The 17,343-nt window shown below is 63.6% G+C and carries 16 protein-coding genes and 1 tRNA gene; 6 read left to right on the forward strand and 11 right to left on the reverse strand.

Features of this window, described 5'->3' with window-relative positions; genetic code table 11:
• The first annotated feature begins 38 nt into the window (after window positions 1-38).
• On the forward strand, window positions 39-233 hold the full coding sequence (locus ACQR0W_RS12585; protein WP_315712046.1) for a hypothetical protein: 195 nt from the start codon (window positions 39-41) through the stop codon (window positions 231-233).
• 12 nt (window positions 234-245) lie between these two features.
• Here ACQR0W_RS12585 and ACQR0W_RS12590 read toward each other — a convergent pair whose 3' ends face one another.
• From ACQR0W_RS12590 to ACQR0W_RS12605, 4 genes are all read right to left on the reverse strand, one after another.
• Window positions 246-674 carry a group II truncated hemoglobin gene (locus ACQR0W_RS12590; protein ID WP_316164804.1) on the reverse strand — a complete coding sequence of 143 codons (429 nt, stop codon included), beginning with the start codon at window positions 672-674 and terminating at the stop codon, window positions 246-248.
• 95 nt (window positions 675-769) lie between these two features.
• Window positions 770-1,183 (reverse strand): response regulator, encoded by a 414-nt coding sequence (locus ACQR0W_RS12595; protein ID WP_315712626.1) that lies wholly within the window; start codon window positions 1,181-1,183, stop codon window positions 770-772.
• Between the two features lie 141 nt (window positions 1,184-1,324).
• Entirely contained in the window at window positions 1,325-1,735 is a 411-nt protein-coding gene (locus ACQR0W_RS12600) for a hypothetical protein (RefSeq protein WP_316170498.1), read from the reverse strand.
• Window positions 1,736-1,893: 158 nt separating this feature from the next.
• Entirely contained in the window at window positions 1,894-3,369 is a 1,476-nt protein-coding gene (locus ACQR0W_RS12605) for a helix-turn-helix domain-containing protein (RefSeq protein ID WP_315826916.1), read from the reverse strand.
• 144 nt (window positions 3,370-3,513) lie between these two features.
• Here ACQR0W_RS12605 and ACQR0W_RS12610 point away from each other — a divergent pair, with 144 nt between their 5' ends.
• A complete protein-coding gene (locus tag ACQR0W_RS12610) occupies window positions 3,514-5,151 on the forward strand; it encodes an isocitrate lyase (RefSeq protein WP_315751623.1) in 1,638 nt (545 codons plus the stop codon).
• A 342-nt stretch (window positions 5,152-5,493) separates the two neighbouring features.
• Here the strand turns inward: ACQR0W_RS12610 and ACQR0W_RS12615 are convergent, their stop codons facing one another.
• Together ACQR0W_RS12615 and ACQR0W_RS12620 are read right to left on the reverse strand one after the other, a co-directional pair.
• A complete protein-coding gene (locus tag ACQR0W_RS12615) occupies window positions 5,494-6,117 on the reverse strand; it encodes a LysE family translocator (RefSeq protein ID WP_315826918.1) in 624 nt (207 codons plus the stop codon).
• Between the two features lie 123 nt (window positions 6,118-6,240).
• Window positions 6,241-6,447 carry a hypothetical protein gene (locus tag ACQR0W_RS12620; RefSeq protein WP_315751621.1) on the reverse strand — a complete coding sequence of 69 codons (207 nt, stop codon included), beginning with the start codon at window positions 6,445-6,447 and terminating at the stop codon, window positions 6,241-6,243.
• Between the two features lie 759 nt (window positions 6,448-7,206).
• Here ACQR0W_RS12620 and ACQR0W_RS12625 point away from each other — a divergent pair.
• The 3 genes from ACQR0W_RS12625 to ACQR0W_RS12635 all read left to right on the forward strand — a co-directional run bounded on the left by ACQR0W_RS12625 (window position 7,207) and on the right by ACQR0W_RS12635 (window position 8,986).
• Window positions 7,207-7,503, forward strand: a complete 297-nt coding sequence (locus ACQR0W_RS12625; RefSeq protein WP_316170499.1) for a hypothetical protein — start codon at window positions 7,207-7,209, stop codon at window positions 7,501-7,503.
• Between the two features lie 171 nt (window positions 7,504-7,674).
• Window positions 7,675-8,235, forward strand: coding sequence for a hypothetical protein (locus ACQR0W_RS12630; protein ID WP_315751620.1), 561 nt, complete (start codon window positions 7,675-7,677; stop codon window positions 8,233-8,235).
• A 445-nt stretch (window positions 8,236-8,680) separates the two neighbouring features.
• The gene (locus ACQR0W_RS12635; protein WP_315712035.1) at window positions 8,681-8,986 is read left to right on the forward strand and encodes a hypothetical protein; all 306 of its coding nucleotides are present in this window, start codon (window positions 8,681-8,683) and stop codon (window positions 8,984-8,986) included.
• A gap of 1,411 nt (window positions 8,987-10,397) precedes the next feature.
• Here the strand turns inward: ACQR0W_RS12635 and ACQR0W_RS12640 are convergent.
• From ACQR0W_RS12640 to ACQR0W_RS12650, 3 genes are all read right to left on the reverse strand, one after another.
• Window positions 10,398-11,267 (reverse strand): AbiJ-NTD4 domain-containing protein, encoded by an 870-nt coding sequence (locus ACQR0W_RS12640; RefSeq protein ID WP_315826922.1) that lies wholly within the window; start codon window positions 11,265-11,267, stop codon window positions 10,398-10,400.
• A 232-nt stretch (window positions 11,268-11,499) separates the two neighbouring features.
• Window positions 11,500-12,105 carry a hypothetical protein gene (locus ACQR0W_RS12645; RefSeq protein ID WP_316170500.1) on the reverse strand — a complete coding sequence of 202 codons (606 nt, stop codon included), beginning with the start codon at window positions 12,103-12,105 and terminating at the stop codon, window positions 11,500-11,502.
• A gap of 86 nt (window positions 12,106-12,191) precedes the next feature.
• Complete coding sequence (locus ACQR0W_RS12650; RefSeq protein WP_316170501.1) at window positions 12,192-13,376, reverse strand: TylF/MycF/NovP-related O-methyltransferase; 1,185 nt, start codon at window positions 13,374-13,376, stop codon at window positions 12,192-12,194.
• A gap of 138 nt (window positions 13,377-13,514) precedes the next feature.
• On the opposite strand from ACQR0W_RS12650, the gene ACQR0W_RS12655 reads away from it, so the two are divergent.
• Window positions 13,515-13,694 (forward strand): hypothetical protein, encoded by a 180-nt coding sequence (locus ACQR0W_RS12655; RefSeq protein WP_315826925.1) that lies wholly within the window; start codon window positions 13,515-13,517, stop codon window positions 13,692-13,694.
• A gap of 131 nt (window positions 13,695-13,825) precedes the next feature.
• Here ACQR0W_RS12655 and ACQR0W_RS12660 read toward each other — a convergent pair.
• Window positions 13,826-13,901: transfer RNA gene (locus tag ACQR0W_RS12660), tRNA-Lys, on the reverse strand.
• 431 nt (window positions 13,902-14,332) lie between these two features.
• Complete coding sequence (locus tag ACQR0W_RS12665) at window positions 14,333-17,035, reverse strand: glycosyltransferase (protein WP_316170502.1); 2,703 nt, start codon at window positions 17,033-17,035, stop codon at window positions 14,333-14,335.
• Window positions 17,036-17,343 lie beyond the last annotated feature (308 nt).

Below are 17,343 nucleotides of genomic sequence, written 5' to 3' on the forward strand. Positions count from 1 at the left end.
TGCTGGGAACATCCCGGCCGCTTGGGCGTTATCTGCCCATGCCTTACGATAGCACAGACAGACAGCCTCGCGTCCTCACGCCGGAAGAGCGTCGGGCGCGTGACGCCACCCGCAGGGCTGATGCCGAGCAGGCCATGCGCGATCACGAGGCGGCCCAGCGGGCCTTTTACGCCAACCGCGAGCGGCTCAGGGCCGAGCGTCTGGCGCGGGAGGCCGCCACCAAGTCGGGCTGACGGGCGTTCCTGTCAGCTCGCCTTGCGGCTCCGGAACGCATTCGCCATCCGCAGGAACGCTTGATCCAGCAACGCATACATGTCGCCGGTGATGTCGCAATCGAACATCGCGCGGCGCATGCATGTCATCCACTCGTCGCGCTCGGCGTCGCCGATCGGATACGGACGGTGCGCGGACATGATGCAGCGATGTTCGGCCCGCTCGAAATAAAGCGCTGGCCCGCCCAGCCATCCACTGAGAAATTCGAACAGCAACTGCTTGATCGGACCGAGATCGGCGTCGTGCATCGCGCGGATGCGGCTGGCGCCGGGCTCCTGGTCCATGATGGTGTAAAAGCGCTCCGCCAGACGGCGCACGCCGGCTTCGCCGCCGACGAGCTCATAGGGCGTCGCCTCGTTCACAACTGCTTCTGCTTCGTTGGCCGAATTCGCTGCCGTCATCGCATCTCATTTCCGCTCGCCCCTCTGCAGCCAACAAGCGGCAGAGGTATGGCGCCTTGATCTGGATCAAGCGGGAAAACGAGCGTGCGTTCGGGCTAGCGGATGCTGGCTTTGACGAGGCGCTGCCGGTCGGTGTCGGCGGCGATCTGGCGCAGCGTCTGTCGGAGCAAAGCGAGGTCGACCGGCTTGGAGAACGGCGGATAGACGTTCAGGCCGAGGATCTTGCCGGCGCGGACCGTGACGTCGCGGGTTTGATCGTCGGAGCCGCTGATGATCAGCACCGGGGTGCGGGATTTGATGTCCGCCAACAGCTGCAACACCTCGGTGCCGGAGCGCTCGCCGAGATTCAGGTCGAGCGTGATGCATTCGAAATTGCGCCGGCGCAGCACGCTCATCGCGCCGTCGACCGAGTTCACGCCGGTCGTCGCAAAGCCTGCCTGCACGGCGATCTTGCGCAGGATCGACAGATGAACGTCGGCATCTTCGATCACGAGAAGTTCGTTCAGCATGGTCCCCGCGCGGCTGGTGTGTCGGCTACAGATGGACCCGCGGAACTTAAGAGGGGGTTTCTGATTTCCTCGTAAACATTCGGTCCCGTAGAACAACGGAAAATCTGCACGCTATCCGCCATTGCCGCGGCGTCGCGCGGCTCAGAACGGCCGCCGGCTCGACATCGCATGGGAGGAGTCCGACAGATTGGTCGGCGGCGCCGAAGCGGGCGGTGGCAAGCGGCCGCGCGATTGGCGCCAGTGCTGGACGTGCAGAAGGATGCCGGCCACCAGCAGCGGCGCGACGGCGGCCACCGCCAGCAGCGGCGACAGCGGCTTGGGGGTGACCATCTCCATCGTCATCTCGCAGACCATCCAGATGGCTGCGGACGCCAGCACGAAGTCGCGCGAGGGGATGCGGAGCCAGTACAGGAAGCCGGTGATGATCGCGGCCGGCGCAATGATCGGGCCGATCATGTAGAAGTTCAGCTCGGGCGGCGTCACGGCGTCCAGAACCATCGATGCCAGCAGCCACAGGCTGAGGAACATCACAACGCCGTCGACGTATCTCATGGCCAACCTCCGCCGCGACATTTTGGCGCAATCTTTGTCCGGTTTATGGCTGTTCCGTCAAGGGCCATGGCGTCCCGCGCCGATTTGCAGCCCGATCCGGTGGATTATCGCCCACGGCCAGGGACCGACCAGTTCCTGGTTCCACGACCATCCCCTGCTCAATCCGCCGAAAACCCGAACGGAACCGACGACGTCCTGAAATCGTCCGGCAGGATCTCGCGCCCGATCGGCGGCGCGGAGCGTGCCGCGCATTTCGGCCGGTGGCAGACCCGGCAGGCGACGCCGATCGGCGTCGGCGCGTCGGCGTCAGGCCCGTGGCCGTCGCGGGTATAGATCAGCTGCCCCGCATGCTCGGCGGCGCAGCCGACCGCAATCGCCCGCTCGACGCGCACCGCGCCGTAGGAGCCACCGCCGGCGGTCACCGTGCGCGCGATCGAGAAGAAGCGGCGGCCGTCCGGCAGCTCCAGCCATTGCGTCACGATCTGGCGCGGCGTCTTGAAGATGCCGTGCACCGACCACAGCGGGCAGGCGCCGCCATGCCGGGCGAACGGGAAGCCGGCGCCGTCGAGCAGCTTCGACACGTTGCCGGCGGGATCGACGCGGATCAGGAAGAACGGGATCCGCTCCGCGCCCGGCTTCTGCAGGGTGGTGACGCGATGCGCCGTCTGCTCGAAGCTGGTGCCGAACTGCCGCGCCAGCGCCTCGAGATCGTAGGCCCTGGCATCGACGGCTTTGGCGAAGATCGAATAGGGCATGATGATCGCAGCCGCCGCGTAGGCCGCGAGCGCGCGGCGCGCCAGCAGCTCGGCGGTCTTGCTGGCGAACTTGCCATCCTCGAGTGCCGCGCCGATTTCGGTGTCGAGCTCGAGATAAGCGAGCTGCCGGGCGAGCTCGAATTTCAGGCTCGCGCTGTCCAGCGAGTCCTCGATCAGCAACTGACGGCGGTGCAGGTCGAGCCGCCTGAGCGAGCCGAGCATCACGTTCGGCGGCATGTAGCGGACCTGGAGATTATGCCGGGCGCGAAAGCGCTCGATGAAGCCGGCCGGCCCGGCGGAGACCTGCGGAGCCCCCGTCGGCGCCCCCTGGAAGATGGCCTGCGCCAGCCGCTCGGCGGCATCGTCGAGCTGGGCAAAGTTGTTACGGCGGGCGGCGAGGAAGCGGCGGACATCGGCGACGGGATCGTTGGCGTCGAAGCCGTCATTGCCAACGCGCGGCGCGCTGCCGGCCGGCACCGGAGCGCGCTGCTCGGCCAGCGCGAGCTGCTCCTCGCGATACGCCGTGTAGAGGCGCAGGAAGGCCTCGGTCATGCCGGGATAGCTGACGGCGAGATCGCTGATCTCCAGCGCGGGGATGTCGATGTCGGAGAACATCGGATCCTTCAGGACCGACTGCATCCGCGCGGTGTGGTCGGCGCCGCCGTCGCCGGCGAGATCGGCGAGGTCGATCTTGTAGGTCCGCGCCAGCCGCAGCAGCATGTCGGCCGTCACCGGCCTCTGGTTCCGCTCCAGGAGCGCCACGTAAGGCGCTGAGATTTCGAGGTCCGCGGCCATGTCGGCCTGGGTCAGGCCGAGCTCGCGCCGGAGCCGGCGCAGGCGCGGGCCCATGAAGATCGATCGTGCCGTGGCGGTGGTCATGGCCAAATTCCGGTCTTGTAATCTCCTTACAGCTATACACGAGAAGTTTGTAAAGTGTGACAAGTTTTCCGCGCAATGTCTGGTCCGCCGGCGCCGGGTGCTTACAACAGGTCCCAGGTTGTCCTTAACCAAGGGATCACGGACATGAACTTTCAACCGCGTGGACTGAACGACCAGGCTCTCCAGGGCCCCTCGTCCTACCAGGCCGAGGTCGAGGCGGCGCGTGCGCTGCTCGAGACCAACCCGACCTGGAACGGCGTCACCGCCGAAGCCGTGGCGCGCATGCGCCTGCAGAACCGCTTCAGGACCGGCCTCGACGTCGCCCGCTACACCGCGGCCGTGATGCGCGCCGACATGGCCGCCTATGACAATGATAGCACCAAGTACACCCAGTCGCTGGGCTGCTGGCATGGCTTCATCGCGCAGCAGAAGCTGATCTCGATCAAGAAGCATTTCGGCAAGACCGACCGCCGCTACCTCTATCTCTCGGGCTGGATGATCGCGGCGCTGCGCTCCGAGTTCGGCCCGCTGCCGGACCAGTCGATGCATGAGAAGACCTCGGTGCCCGCGCTGATCGAGGAGCTCTACACCTTCCTGCGCCAGGCCGACTCGCGCGAGCTCAATGACCTGTTCCGCAGCCTCGACGCGGCCCGCAAGGCCGGCGACAAGGCGAAGGAGACCGAGATCATCGCCAAGATCGACGGCTTCCAGACCCACGTCGTCCCTGTGATCGCCGACATCGACGCCGGCTTCGGCAATGCCGAGGCGACGTATCTGCTCGCCAAGAAGATGATCGAGGCGGGCGCCTGCGCGCTGCAGATCGAGAACCAGGTCTCTGACGAGAAGCAGTGCGGCCATCAGGACGGCAAGGTCACCGTGCCGCATGACGTCTTCCTGGCCAAGATCCGCGCCTGCCGCCACGCCTTCCTGGAGCTCGGCGTCGAGGACGGCATCATCGTCACCCGCACCGACTCGCTCGGCGCCGGCCTGACGCAGCAGATCGCCTTCTCTAGCCAGCCCGGCGATCTCGGCGACCAGTACAACAGCTTCCTCGACTGCGAGGAGGTCACGCCCGAGAACGCCCGCAACGGCGACGTCATCATCAACCGCGACGGCAAGATGCTGCGTCCGAAGCGGCTGCCCTCCAACCTCTACCAGTTCCGTCCCGGCACCGGTGAGGACCGCTGCGTGCTCGACTGCATCACCTCGCTGCAGAACGGCGCCGACCTGTTGTGGATCGAGACCGAGAAGCCGCATATCGAGCAGATCGCCAAGATGGTCGACCGCATCCGCAAGGTGATCCCGAACGCCAAGCTCGCCTACAACAACTCGCCGTCGTTCAACTGGACCCTCAACTTCCGTTGGCAGGTCTATGACGCGATGAAGGAGGCGGGCCAGGACGTCAGCAAGTACAACCGCGCCGAGCTGATGAAGGCGGAGTACGACGACACCCCGCTGGCGAAGGAAGCCGACGAGCGCATCCGCACCTTCCAGGCGGATTCGGCCAAGCGCGCCGGCATCTTCCACCACCTGATCACACTGCCGACCTACCACACGGCCGCGCTCTCGACCGACAACCTCGCCCGCGAGTACTTCGGCGAGCAGGGCATGCTGGGCTACGTCAAGAACGTCCAGCGCGCCGAGATCCGCCAGGGCATCGCCTGCGTCAAGCACCAGAACATGGCCGGCTCCGACATCGGCGACGACCACAAGGAGTACTTCGCCGGCGAGAAGGCCCTGAAGGCCGGCGGCGCGCACAACACGATGAACCAGTTCGGCTGATCTCTGCCGGGTGAACTGCTGAACTGATGAGACCCGTCTGGAGCCAATGGCTTCAGGCGGGTCTCGCTTTTTGATGGTACGCCTAACGGCGGAGTGCGGTCGCGTACCCGGCTTAAGGTTTGTGGCGCACTCGCTCCACACCGTCATGGCCGGGCTTGTCCCGGCCATCCACGTCGATCGGCGGCCTTGGAACGCCATGGATGCCCGGGCCTTCGCCGCGCCGAAGCGCCTTCGGCCGCGCAGGCGGGACAAGCCCGGGCATGACGAGTAACAAATTGACCAACTTCGTGTGGCTGAGGATTGTCTCGTCATCCGCGACCGCTTCGCCCCAGCGCGACCACCTCAGCGCTCGCTCAGCGCCAGCCGCGCGCCGAGCAGGGCGAAGCCGCCGGCGAACGCCCGGCGCAGCCACGCCATCACCCGGGGGCGGCTGACAACGCGATCGCGCACCGCTGAGGCGAACAGCCCGTAGACCACGAACACTGCAAACGTCATCGCCATGAACGTGCCCGACAGCTCGAGCATGGCGGCGAGCGGATGCACGTCGTCCGCGGCGATGAACTGCGGCAGGAAGGCGAGGAAGAAGATCGACAGCTTGGGATTGAGGATGTTGATCAAAAAGCCGGTCAGCACCACGCGCCCGGCAGAGCGCGCCGCGTCCTTCGCGTCATCCTTGGCCTCGACCGAGAGCGCGCCACGCTCACCGAGCGTCTGCCAGGCCATGTACAAGAGATACGCAACGCCACACCATTTCAGCGCGGCGAAGGCCAGCGCGCTGGTGTGCAGCACGGCGGCAAGCCCGACGATCGCGGCGAGCATCGCCGGGATGATGCCGAGCGTGCAGCCGAACGCCGCGGCGACGCTCATCCGCGACCCCTTCGTCAGCGCCACCGCGAGCGTGTAGAGCACGCCGGTGCCGGGCGAGGCCACCACGATCAGCGAGGTCAAGAGGAAGGCGTAGGACATCGGGGAAGCTCCTTGGGCGAGACGAGGCGCATCAGCCCGCAAGGCGCGGCAGCAGCCTCGGCGCATCGCCGCGCTCGATCTCGGCGGGCTGCTGATCGCTGAACACGGGTGATGGCCACGATGTCAGGGAGCCCTCGCCATTTCAACCGGCTCGGACGCCCGATGCGGCCGCTGCATCGCCTCGAGGCGAGGGCCGGCAGCGTCGGCCTCGCCGCAGCCGGCGAGCATGACCCCGCCGATCGTGAGCCGTGGGCTCGTGCCGCAATGCGACGGCCAGGCGATGATGGCGGCGATGTTGCCGAGGAGGAGAACGGCGAGCAGGACGAGCATGGCCCGCCGTCCTGTGGGCGTGGGTGACGACATCGGGACTTCCTCACGATACGGTTGACGCGATCGCGGCTGCACCGCGACGATCGCCATCGGTTCGATCGCGTGCGGCCACACATGCGAACACACGCCGCGGACGCGGCGCTTTTGCGCAGGTCGGATGTCGCCATGTAAGATCTTGTTGCTGTTCGTGCGCGCGCTCCCGGCAGCCGGTGATTGCAAGCCGCGTGCGTCCGCACCGCAGGGACGCAACGGGCGCCGGCGCTCAGTCCCGCCGCATGACGACCGATCGGCCTGATCATCTGAACCTCATCACGTTGCAGGGGGGGGCGGGGCAGGGGACGTGTTCGACCGTCATCGCGACGCCTTGCGCGCCCGAGCTTTGCTGGTCGTCTCGCCCCCATGAAACAGAGGGCGCGGGGAATGCCGGGTGAGGGCCTCACCCATGGCCCGCCTGCAGAAGAAAAAGCAGGCGGCAGTCACCACAGGTTCAGCCGGATCAACCCGGCATTCCCCGCGCGATGGTCTTCACGCTTATACGCGATCTCCCCGGTGTCCGGCTCGTTAGCCACCGTCGCCCTCGGGGTCATCATTCCCCGGAGGACTTGGCGCCAGCTTCGGGGCGCCAGGACCACGCGATTTCGCGTCCGCACGGAGTCGTTCGTCCGCGCGCCTCAAGCACGCTGCGACCCGCCTGCGGCCACCGCATCCCGCGCCCAACGTCCGTGACGATCGCGATCCGCCCCTCTCGAGGAGCACGGGATGGGGACAGTCAATCATGAATTTCGGAAAAATGGAAGAGGAATATTTTTCAGAAGCGGACTGGACAGAGGTGATCGTGTTGAGCGGCCTGATGAAATAAGTCTGTCCGCGCATCCTCACAGCACATGTTGCTGGAAAGCGCAGCGCCGTCGCGCCATGATCCGGGAATGCCCACCGGTCACCGCAACCTGCGCGGGTACCGAACGCGCCGCCTTGGCATTGATCGCGAGGAAGGTCGTGGCGGAGCAACCGCGTCATGTTGATGACCCTGAATTCCCGCCGCCGGCGATCGTCTGACACATGACCACCGACGTATTTGATGCTGGGGGACGACAGCGACTGTGTCCTGTCGGCAACGTCATCGGTTTTTGATAGTCGCTCTATTCCCCCTAAGGTTGCGGCTATTGTTCCCCAGATCGGCCCCTGCTACCGCTAGTCAACAACAGTAGGGGTGCTGTGGGGGCTCAAATGGACTATTTGCGTTGGATGGCCACCTGGGTGGCCATCCTTGGAGGGGCGTGCCTTGGCGGGTGTGCTGCGCCGCTTGCGGTCAACAATGTGACCGACATCAGGTCCAGCACGGGCAGCCGAGGAATCGACGTCTACGAGCCGAAGCGCCGAACCGACGCAAGCGTGCCCGAGTTCGCGGGTGACCAGCTTGTGGAAGTGCGGACTTTTCACAATCCCGGCGGAGGAGGCGAGGTCGAGATGGCCGGGGCCTCCTGCTCACTGGAAGCCTCCGGTTTCAGCGCAACCATGACGAGCCCCGCGAAGGTGCGCGTGCCGCTCTATCGCGGACAGTCGAGCACGCTTGCCGTGACCTGCCAAAAGCCCGGCTATCAAAAGCGAATGATCACGGTCGCACCCTTCGATGCGACGCGCCAGGCTCGTCTGGCCAGCGGCGTCAATGGCGGGATCCTTGGTGCGGTCATCGTGGCAGGCATCGATGCCGCCGCCGACAACACGAAGAACGACTGGCGTTATCCCGTGGCGAAGGTCGTGCTGGAGGCCGATGCCCCCGGCGGGTAAGGGAGCGGATTTTTCGTCATTGGCGGTTACGGCAGTTGCGGTGACGGTGCATGAAACTGCCGCGCCAAGTAGCGGGGTCAAATTTGCGCACCGGAATTCTCGCTCAAGGCCGCCCGACCGGAGGCAGTCCCCGGGCCTGCCGCAAGCACTCGGTTTCGGACTGTCCGCGCCACCGGCAGTCGTCATACTTGATACTTGGCCGACAGGAGCGCGACCATCAGGACAGCGATCAGCACCATGCACGCCAATGCCTGACGATTGTCCGCCTTCATGGATGGCTCACGCCAGTCTAACCTGTCCCGGCGCGTCACGCTGGAAAACCTTGCGCCGTCGCGCCATGATCCGGCCGTGGCCGCATTTCATGCTGGCCGGCCGCTGCAACCTCGGCAGGCGCCATGCGTGGCGACGGCGCGTCGCCGGACGCTGAACCCTGGAGTGGACGACCATGAGAGCCCTCGCGCTGATCCCCCTGATCGCATGCCTCGCCGGCTGCGGGATGGTCGACGCCGTTCAAAACGGACTTGCCTACAGCCGGGCTGTCGAAGCCGACCTCCTCGCCGAAACCGGCGTGCGTCCCGCAGTCGGCTTCAACTGGAACAACGGCACGCTGACGTCGGTCATGGTGACCTTCCCCAAGCTCTACACCGCCAAGCCGCTGCCGGAGCTGTCGGAGAAGGTCCGGGCCGCGGTGATCAAGGAATTCAAGCAGAGCCCGAAGCAGCTGGTGCTTGGGTTTGCGGTGAGCGGGTGAGGGGCTAAGGCAGTGCGGCCGCGTTACCTGACGTCGACGGAAGTTTAGTGCACTGTTACCGTAACCCGAAGAACGACTGGCGTTATCCCGTAGCGAAGGTCGTGATGGAGGTCGATCCCTCCGGCAGGTAAGGGACGGATCTTTCGTCATTGGCTTGAATGCAGCAGGCCGCCCCATCGTCTCGGCGCACTAATAGCAATAAGTATTCTGCGCGCACGAGTTAAAGCGATCAATCTGCTTTTTTCTCTCCGACGCCATATCGTCAAATTCCATTCGCAGACAATCCTGATATTCAACAGATCTTCTTTGATAGCGCTCCACTTCATCCCGACACGTTTGAAAAGTCACTTCATCACGACTTATGGCCATTGCGTCGACACAAGACGGCTTTCGCGGGCGATCGCAATAGTACGTCTGGGCGTATGCCGCCGACATCTGGAAGGCAACCTGCATTACAATTGCCGATATAGCTGCAGCTGTTGCGCATAATGCCGTGTTCATGTCAACTCGCTCCTCTTCGTCTTCAGCTTGATCTCGATCAGCCGACGGATCGGCTCACCTGTTGATCGAGTATCGTCACGGCTTTTCGCCCACGATACGCGGGATACGGTGACAGCACACAAAACACAATGTTTGGTTTGGCGGGGCGGAAATCGTCGAACCGCGCATTCCGTATAGGCGGGGATGGACAAGAAGATCAGGTCTGAGGAATATTTAGCCCCCCCCTTTTTGAAAGGTACATGACCATGCTCCTTGAGACCCCGGAAGCAACCGTACGTCGCATCCATGAGTGTAATCCGGAGACGGCAGCGAAGATCATCAGCAACCTTTCACCCGGCGAGGCAGATCAGGTCTTGCTAGTGTATCGAGACCGATATGAGAGGCCGGATGGCGATCGTAATTTTCGCCTATTGGAGCGCCGCTTATTCGAGCGGAAATAAGGTGCCAGCACGCTTAATCAAGTAGTTCAGCCTCCTGACAGTCGCGCAAGAGAGGGCTATTCAGCACAGCGTCGCTCTTTCCTTGCGAACCCTTCGTCACGCCCCCGCAGGCGCCTGTGACACCTCGACGACGTGCAGATCGGGTCCCTACGGCGATCACGATCGTGTAGGTCTTCGCTGCGCCGGCCTGGTCGGTCGGGAAGGGCCAGATGGAGTGTCCGCCGTAACGCTCGCCCGGGCATCACGGTATTGGCCTTGATCACGGCCTGCTCCAGCATCGCCATGTTGCGCTGACCGGTTTCGATGGGGATTACGGTGATAGTGTACTAATTAGCTGGGTGAAAGCGACGGCTAATATTGTGCACTGTCACCGTAAGTCCCTCTTGCTGCCACAGGTCCTCGAAATGCCTGTCACAGAAATTATCTGTGTCTCACTTAAGGGGGGGCGGTCCAGCACTGTCACCGTAATTCTAGTCAAAAAGGCCCGTTACTCGTGCTTTGTGCAAGAGATAGGAAATGAAGGCGGAACAGGCCCCAATCATGAACAAGGCATCTGCCTCGTCGACATCGGGCGCGCCCTTGTCTAGTAACGCGTGCCGAATTCCTTGCTCGTCGCTCGTGAAGCCATATATCGCGAGAAATCCCTTCTTCAACGCGCCATGTATGTTGGTCTTCGTTTCGAGGTTCGCCAAAGCCTTGCTGAAATCGGCATGAGGCTCAAGCATGCGAACTACAGATTCTACGGCGTGCATACTTTCTCGTACGCTATCCGCGAAGTTGCCCGCGGTCAAAGCCTGACTTGCGAGCCGAAGATGCTCCCGTCCGCCGGTCAATCCGGGAGCGACCTTCAGGTCTACGAAAGCGCGCTCGACCGTCGCGGCTTCCTCATCGGAACCGAGGGGGCAGAGGATGGCGCCATCTACAACCCGGTAATGTGATAGACAGGAGGTTAGGATGCGCTGAATGTCATGTGAGAATTGAGGTGTTGGCTTGAGGCGGAGAATGTGATCAATCCAACCGTAGAACGTCAACCAGTTTCCTCTCATGATCACCGACTTCACTTCCTCCGTAGCGCGCGAGAAACGAGCGTCAAATTCATCGATCGGCAGGTGGAAAAGGTGCACATGCGCATGCATCAGCGCATTCTTCCAATTTCCGCCGACGTACGCATACGTATTCCGAACGGACGTGCGTCCAAGTTCGGTGTGTATGTAGCTCCAAAGAATGGCCCTTAGTTTCCGACTCACTTCGGTTCGCTTCAACTGAGAAGGCAGTGGTTCTTCACCCTCTGCCTGAGCGAACGTGAGCGTCTTGCGCCGAGCGATTTCATCGTCATTCATGGGCCTGTTTACCGTTTAGCGTGACATGACGGCGCCGTTCTTACTTCCGACGGCAAGTCGCGGCTAAAGACCTGCCGAGGGGTAGCTCGGGCCGAGACGATAAGAATTCGAATTGCGGTGCACTGCACGTAATAACCCCGATGGGGTGGGTTACGGGAGACTCATGAAGCCGCTCCTGATCAACTCGATGATCCGATGATGCCCTTGCGCTGCAGGTCGTCAAAAATCGCCGCTACTGAGCTCGAAGCATTTGCGCCATCGCCGACGAACAGAAGGCCGCCGTCGTTGACCTGACCATTTCCAACCCAAAGGTTTCGTCCGGTGCTTGCCTCAAGAAGCCGGGCCGTGAACGTGGTCTGACGCTCGGCGTCGCGGTGGCAACCACCATGCCTGATGACGTCCCATTCATGGATATGGTCGACGTGTTGTCGAAGGTGTTGACGATACCGATCGAGCTCGATGTTCCGGTGTATTGGCCCGACAAGATCGTCCCGGCGTATTGTTGCTGCACACCGCTATCGCCCACGCTGATGACGAGGACGCCTTCAATCGCGTCACGCGCGAGTCCCTGCTGAACCTCGGCATTGGTGTAGGTCCGTGTCGGTGGGAACAGCATCAGCGCGTCGTCAGCGACGACGCCGCGTTTCCGCGCCTCCTCGGCGATGTTGGTTTGAATGCTCGTGACGAGCGGACCGGGTCCAGAGACGTAAGCGACCATGCGGCCGATCGGCTTCGCCGGCAATTGTCGGTCGGCATATCCCTGCATCGATGTCGTGATGCAACCCGACAAGGCAATGGCAGCCAATGGAATCGCGACGACTGTTCTTGCCCAATTCATCGAAGCGCCCCGGCAATAAATCAAAGACTGCAACGCTCGATTGTGCCTTGGATTGGCCGAACTGGCCAGTCGGCATGTGGACAACCTTACGCCGTCGTCATCCCAAAAAACCGCTTCACGGTGGCGGCGTACAAAAATGGAGCTATGCGGCGCCGCTTCCGGCGCACAGCCCCCGGCGCCGATGGTGGCTTGATGATCAGGCCTTGCCCTGTGGGAAGCGCGAGAATGGCGACGCCATGCTGAGAGGCCCAAGCGTCGAATGCACGCTTCTGGGCTTCGTAGCGGACGAAACCATAATCGTCGAGCAGGACCGGGGCGCCGGGCTGGAGCTTGCTCCAGAAGTGGTCGATGGCCGCGATCTCGGGCGTGACATTGTTCATGTCGATCGACAGATAAGCGATGGCATTGATGTCGACGGTCGACAGGCTCGATGGGACACTGCCACGAATGATTTCGACGTTGTCGTATTCGGCGAAGTTGCGAACGGCATCCTCGTAGATGTCGGTCTTGTACATCTCTCTGAAGTAGCCGAGGTTGCCGCTTGCGGCCTCCTCATCGGTGACGAGGCGCTCGTCGACACCGGTAAACGTATCAAACAGAAAAAATCGACGTTGGAGGTTGTTCCAGTCGAGATAGTGCATGATTGAAGAGCTGAGCATGCCGCGACATACGCCGCATTCGACGAAATCGCCGCCAAGGCTGACGCCGATGCTGGCGCACCAGAGCGCAACATGCGTCCGCCAAAAATAGCGAGGCTCATAGCCCTCGGCGGCGACGCCACGTTCGTAGGCGGCGACGAAGCGGGGATCCCGCATGAAGTCATGGTTGTGCACGATCGCGGGATCGGTCCGCAGTCCCGCGTAGTCGTATACGGGCGTGTAGAGCCGGGGGCCGGCAACGTCCGGAGTCGAGGGCTCGCTCGTGTAGGTGCCGTCGTTCGCTCCGGCCAGTTGCAGCTTGAGCTTGATGAGCTCGGTCGACATCTCACGAAGCGCCAAACTCTCGCGCTGCAGGTTCTGGAGATAGCTGGCCGATACCGTCTCCGTCAGTTCGCTGGCTTGCGAATCCGTTGGGACCTGATCCTCACCTTCGTTGTCCAATCGCGCGGGATCGACTTCGGCGGCGTCGTTCGGTCCTGCCTCGTTGTCCTGCTCGCTTGCATGTCCATTGCGGGCCAACGAGACCAGCTGATGGAGCGTCGATTGGCGAATGAGTTGGAAGCCGACGCCGTTGAGCAGCCGGTTGATCACGGCGCCATAGCTTGCAGACATGCTGGCTCCACTGGCGCGAACGCCTTGCCAAAAAGGCCTTACTGGAATTCGATGAAAATGACTTGCGATACCTTTGGTTGTCGACCTTAGCACCCTGCTTGCGCAGACTGCAATTCCGGCAGACGTGGAGGTGCCGACATGATCGAGCTGACGCGCGAGAGCGGACGCGCGGTGATCGGGCAGCTTCTTCGTGACATCGCCTTGGTGGAAGAGATCATGGAGACGTCCCGCCAGGTTCGCACGAGCATCGTAGCCAAGGAAATGACTGAGGATCCAAAGCCGCGTGAGGATCGAGGGCGTTCGACTCATCGAATATGAAATCGAGTTTGCGATCGAGACCCATCCAGCCCGCCGCTTACGGGCGATCGAGGCCACGCATCGTCTTACCGATGTTCCGACGTGGCCAAGGGAGGCGTCTGCCAGGCTGACTATTCGATCGTTCGGGATCTTGGTGAGCGCGCCGGGACTCGAACCCGGGACCCCATGATTAAAAGTCACGTGCTCTACCGGCTGAGCTACGCGCTCGCTTCCAAGAAGCGGTGCGACGGCAGGGCCGTCACGGTCCGGATCGTCGGCAGGTCCCCATCGGAACGCTCTAGGCGTGGCCGTGGTTCACTGCGGCATGAGATCGGGGCGGCAAAAAAACCCGACCTTGGGCCGCATGCTGTCGTGGGCGCTGTGTAGGGGGTGGGTCCGTTCCGGTCAATAGGGCGGGCGGGGGAAACCACGGGAGATCGACGATCGTTTCGGGCGCGGCGATGACGGTGCCGTAGCCCGCCATGAGCCGCCATCATGAGCCGCCGTCGGCGCTCGAGAGCGCGGCAGCGGAGGCGACCTGCGGGGGCTCACGGGCCGTCGCAATGACCCCGGGTGTCGCTGCCGCCTGCGCCCCCTCGGGCCCAGGCGTCCGCTCATTCGGGCTACGCGGCGCAGGCTTCCGCAGGCCTCGCTCGGCGCTACGCCTTCTCCGCCGCCTTCGTTGCCGCCGCGCTCAGCGGCGCCGGTTGCATTCCGGGCCCGGCCAGCTCGGGCACCCAGACCGGGCGCAGGCCGATCAGCTCGGCGGTGCGGACGGTGGCGTGGCGCCAGAACTCGAAGGAGTTGATGCGGGACATCTCCAGCAGCGCGATGGCGACCGCTGAGAGGAACGGCAGGCTCTCCAGGATCAGGACGGCGGCGAAGATGTAGAGCTCGGTGATGGCAAGCGTGTTGGTCACGATCAGAATCGTGGCGCCGATCAGGAGCAGGGCGCCGATCACGGCCTCCCAGAACGCCTGGAACTCGATCGACATCCGCGACAGGCCGCCCTTGGACGTGCGGGCGAACGCCAGGTGCTCGGTGATCAGGCCCTGCGCCACGGCGCGGCTGACCGTCCACTGCACGCTCATCGCCGCGACCATCGCGCCCAGCATCTGCCACGGCTTCACCGCCACCCGCAGCCGGTAGAGAATCAGGAAGTGGGCGAGCGAGACCACGAAGGCGGCGAGGATCGGGATGGTCAGGATCTTGTCGGGAATGGCGATGCCGGCGAAGGCAACGATCGGCGTCCAGATCAGGTTGAGGATCGCCACCACGACGCCGAGGCTCTCGGCGCCGAGCCAGTTGAGCCAGCCGAGCGAGAACTCGCGCTTCTGGTCCGAGGTCAGCCGGCTGTGGCCGGGCAGGAAGCGGCGCCAGTGCTTCTTGACGATCTGGAAGCCGCCATAGGCCCAGCGATGGCGCTGCTTCTTGAACGCCTCGTAGGTGTCGGGCAGGAGGCCCTGGCCGTAGCGGGTGTTGGTGTAGTGGGTCTGCCAGCCGAGCTCCTGGATCGCGAGGCCGAGATCGGTGTCCTCGCAGATCGTGTCGCTCGACCAGCCGCCGGCCATGTCCATCGCCGCGCGCCGGATCAGGCACATCGTGCCGTGCACGATGATCGCGTTCTCCTCGTTGCGCTGAACCATGCCGATGTCGAAGAAGCCGGCGTACTCGCCGTTCATGATGTAGTGCATCAGCGACAGGTGCTCGTCGCGATGCTCCTGCGGCGCCTGCACCAGGCCGACGGCGGGGTCGGCGAAGGCCGGCACGAGGTCGGAGAGCCAGTCCGGCGTCACGACATAGTCGGCGTCGATGATGCCGATGATCTCGGCATCGACAGCGGTGCGCTCCATCGCGATGCGCAGCGCGCCGGCCTTGAAGCCCTTGACCTTCTCGGCGTTGATGAACTTGAAGCGCTCGCCGAGCATGCGGCAGTGATCCTGGATCGGCTGCCAGAACGCCGGGTCGGGCGTGTTATTGATGATGCAGACGACCTCGTAGTTCGGGTAGTCGAGGCGGGCCAGCGCATCGAGCGTCTGCTTCATCATGTCGACCGGCTCGAAATAGGCCGGCACGTGGATCGACACCTTGGGGCAGTAGTCCGGCGCGGCGGCGCGGTCACGCGCGGCCTTGTCGCGGGTCAAGAGGCGCCGCGGCTCGCGGCCGAAGGCGATCGCGGCGATCTCCTCGATGCGGGCCATCGCGATGAGGATCAGGGGAACCAGGAGGATCAGGCCCAGCGTCAGCGCGAAGGTCGAGCCCCAGACGAAATAGTGCACGTTCCAATAGGCGAAGACGTTGGAGACCCAGGCACCGACGCCATGTGCCGTGATGGCGAGCATCATGGCCTGCAGCACGGTCGGCTGGCGCAGCCGCACGATCGGCAGCGACAAGAGCACGCCGACCAGCAGCGCGATGGTTGCGAGCTGCCAATAGTCGGGATTCACGATCGGGCCGGTCCAGGCGAATTTCGCCTCGCGCGCGGCGTTGAGGACGCCCCAGTACGGGCCGACGCCGCCTTCGAAATATTTCCAGGGCTGATCGATCGCCTCGACGATGTTGTATTCCATACCGATCGAGGCGGCCTGGGCCAGAAAATTGCGCAACACCTTCGCCTGCCGGAGCGGGCCCGGCACGGCGGGGCCGCGGCCGTCGCCGCTGCGGCTGTAGCCCTGGCTCGGCCAGCCGAACTCGGCGATCATGATGCGCTTGCCGGGGAACTGCTTCTTCAGGAGCTGATAGCGATCCACCGCCTGATCGACGGCCTGGTCGTCGGTGAAGAATTCCCAATAGGGCAGGACGTGCGCGGCGATGAAGTCGACATTGGCCGCGAGCTCGGGGTTGTCGCGCCAGGTGTTCCAGACGTCGCCGGTGGTGACGGGCACGTTGACCGACTTCTTCACGCGCTTGATCTTCTCGATCAGCTCATCGACCTTCTGGGTCGCCGTGAGGATGGTCTCGTTGCCGACCACGATGCCGATGACGTTGCTGTTGCGGCGGGCGAGGGTGATGGCCGACTGGATCTCGCGCTCGTTGCGGTCCGGATCCTTGTCGATCCAGGCGCCGAGCATCACCTTCAGCCCCGCCTCCGCCGCCAGCGGCGGCACGATCTCGAGGCCGCCGGTAGACGAGTAGAGCCGGATGGCCCGCGTCATCGTGGCGAGCTTCTTCATGTCGGCGCGGATGCGTTCCGGCGAGGCCACGGTGTTGGCGCCGGGAGCCCCGGTTCCTTCATGCGGATCGTAGGAGACGCTCTGCAGCAGGCCGGTGAAACTGGGGGCCTCCTGTTTGTCCTGCAGCAGTCCCCAGAGGGCGGCGTGCACAGCGGTGACGAGGAGCAGGACGGCGACAACGGCACGCATTGGAGGGGCAACCATTCCTAGGATCAAGTCAGCGGTGAAGCGGAGCGGTCGATCGCCGTTCCATCTCGGGTATCCGATGCTACCGGGATCACGTTCGCGGGCGACGTCCGACGACGAGCGGCGAAGGCGATCATTCTCACGCCGTCACAGCCGAAGGCCGCGACATCATATGTCATCCCAACAGAGCCCAATCCTGCTGAACGGTGCCTGAACCGGGGCGAGGCTCAGGCGCGCGTCGACGACCTCGATCGTATCTCGGCCGTATCCTGCCACGTGATCGGAGCGCTGTCATGCCGCAGCCGCGCATG

It is taken from the genome of Bradyrhizobium sp. HKCCYLRH1034 (assembly GCF_051168375.1).
Lineage (GTDB): Bacteria > Pseudomonadota > Alphaproteobacteria > Rhizobiales > Xanthobacteraceae > Bradyrhizobium.

What these genes read in the sequence shown, in the direction of transcription:
- ACQR0W_RS12630 (WP_315751620.1), top strand. Translation starts at nt 7,675, where the DNA reads ATGGACTATTTGCGTTGGATGGCCACCTGGGTGGCCATCCTTGGAGGG.
- ACQR0W_RS12590 (WP_316164804.1), bottom strand. Translation starts at nt 674, where the DNA reads ATGACGGCAGCGAATTCGGCCAACGAAGCAGAAGCAGTTGTGAACGAG.
- ACQR0W_RS12610 (WP_315751623.1), top strand. Translation starts at nt 3,514, where the DNA reads ATGAACTTTCAACCGCGTGGACTGAACGACCAGGCTCTCCAGGGCCCC.
- ACQR0W_RS12585 (WP_315712046.1), top strand. Translation starts at nt 39, where the DNA reads ATGCCTTACGATAGCACAGACAGACAGCCTCGCGTCCTCACGCCGGAA.
- ACQR0W_RS12615 (WP_315826918.1), bottom strand. Translation starts at nt 6,117, where the DNA reads ATGTCCTACGCCTTCCTCTTGACCTCGCTGATCGTGGTGGCCTCGCCC.
- ACQR0W_RS12640 (WP_315826922.1), bottom strand. Translation starts at nt 11,267, where the DNA reads ATGAATGACGATGAAATCGCTCGGCGCAAGACGCTCACGTTCGCTCAG.
- ACQR0W_RS12600 (WP_316170498.1), bottom strand. Translation starts at nt 1,735, where the DNA reads ATGAGATACGTCGACGGCGTTGTGATGTTCCTCAGCCTGTGGCTGCTG.
- ACQR0W_RS12650 (WP_316170501.1), bottom strand. Translation starts at nt 13,376, where the DNA reads ATGTCTGCAAGCTATGGCGCCGTGATCAACCGGCTGCTCAACGGCGTC.
- ACQR0W_RS12620 (WP_315751621.1), bottom strand. Translation starts at nt 6,447, where the DNA reads ATGCTCGTCCTGCTCGCCGTTCTCCTCCTCGGCAACATCGCCGCCATC.
- ACQR0W_RS12605 (WP_315826916.1), bottom strand. Translation starts at nt 3,369, where the DNA reads ATGACCACCGCCACGGCACGATCGATCTTCATGGGCCCGCGCCTGCGC.
- ACQR0W_RS12645 (WP_316170500.1), bottom strand. Translation starts at nt 12,105, where the DNA reads ATGAATTGGGCAAGAACAGTCGTCGCGATTCCATTGGCTGCCATTGCC.
- ACQR0W_RS12655 (WP_315826925.1), top strand. Translation starts at nt 13,515, where the DNA reads ATGATCGAGCTGACGCGCGAGAGCGGACGCGCGGTGATCGGGCAGCTT.
- ACQR0W_RS12625 (WP_316170499.1), top strand. Translation starts at nt 7,207, where the DNA reads ATGGGGACAGTCAATCATGAATTTCGGAAAAATGGAAGAGGAATATTT.
- ACQR0W_RS12665 (WP_316170502.1), bottom strand. Translation starts at nt 17,035, where the DNA reads ATGCGTGCCGTTGTCGCCGTCCTGCTCCTCGTCACCGCTGTGCACGCC.
- ACQR0W_RS12635 (WP_315712035.1), top strand. Translation starts at nt 8,681, where the DNA reads ATGAGAGCCCTCGCGCTGATCCCCCTGATCGCATGCCTCGCCGGCTGC.
- ACQR0W_RS12595 (WP_315712626.1), bottom strand. Translation starts at nt 1,183, where the DNA reads ATGCTGAACGAACTTCTCGTGATCGAAGATGCCGACGTTCATCTGTCG.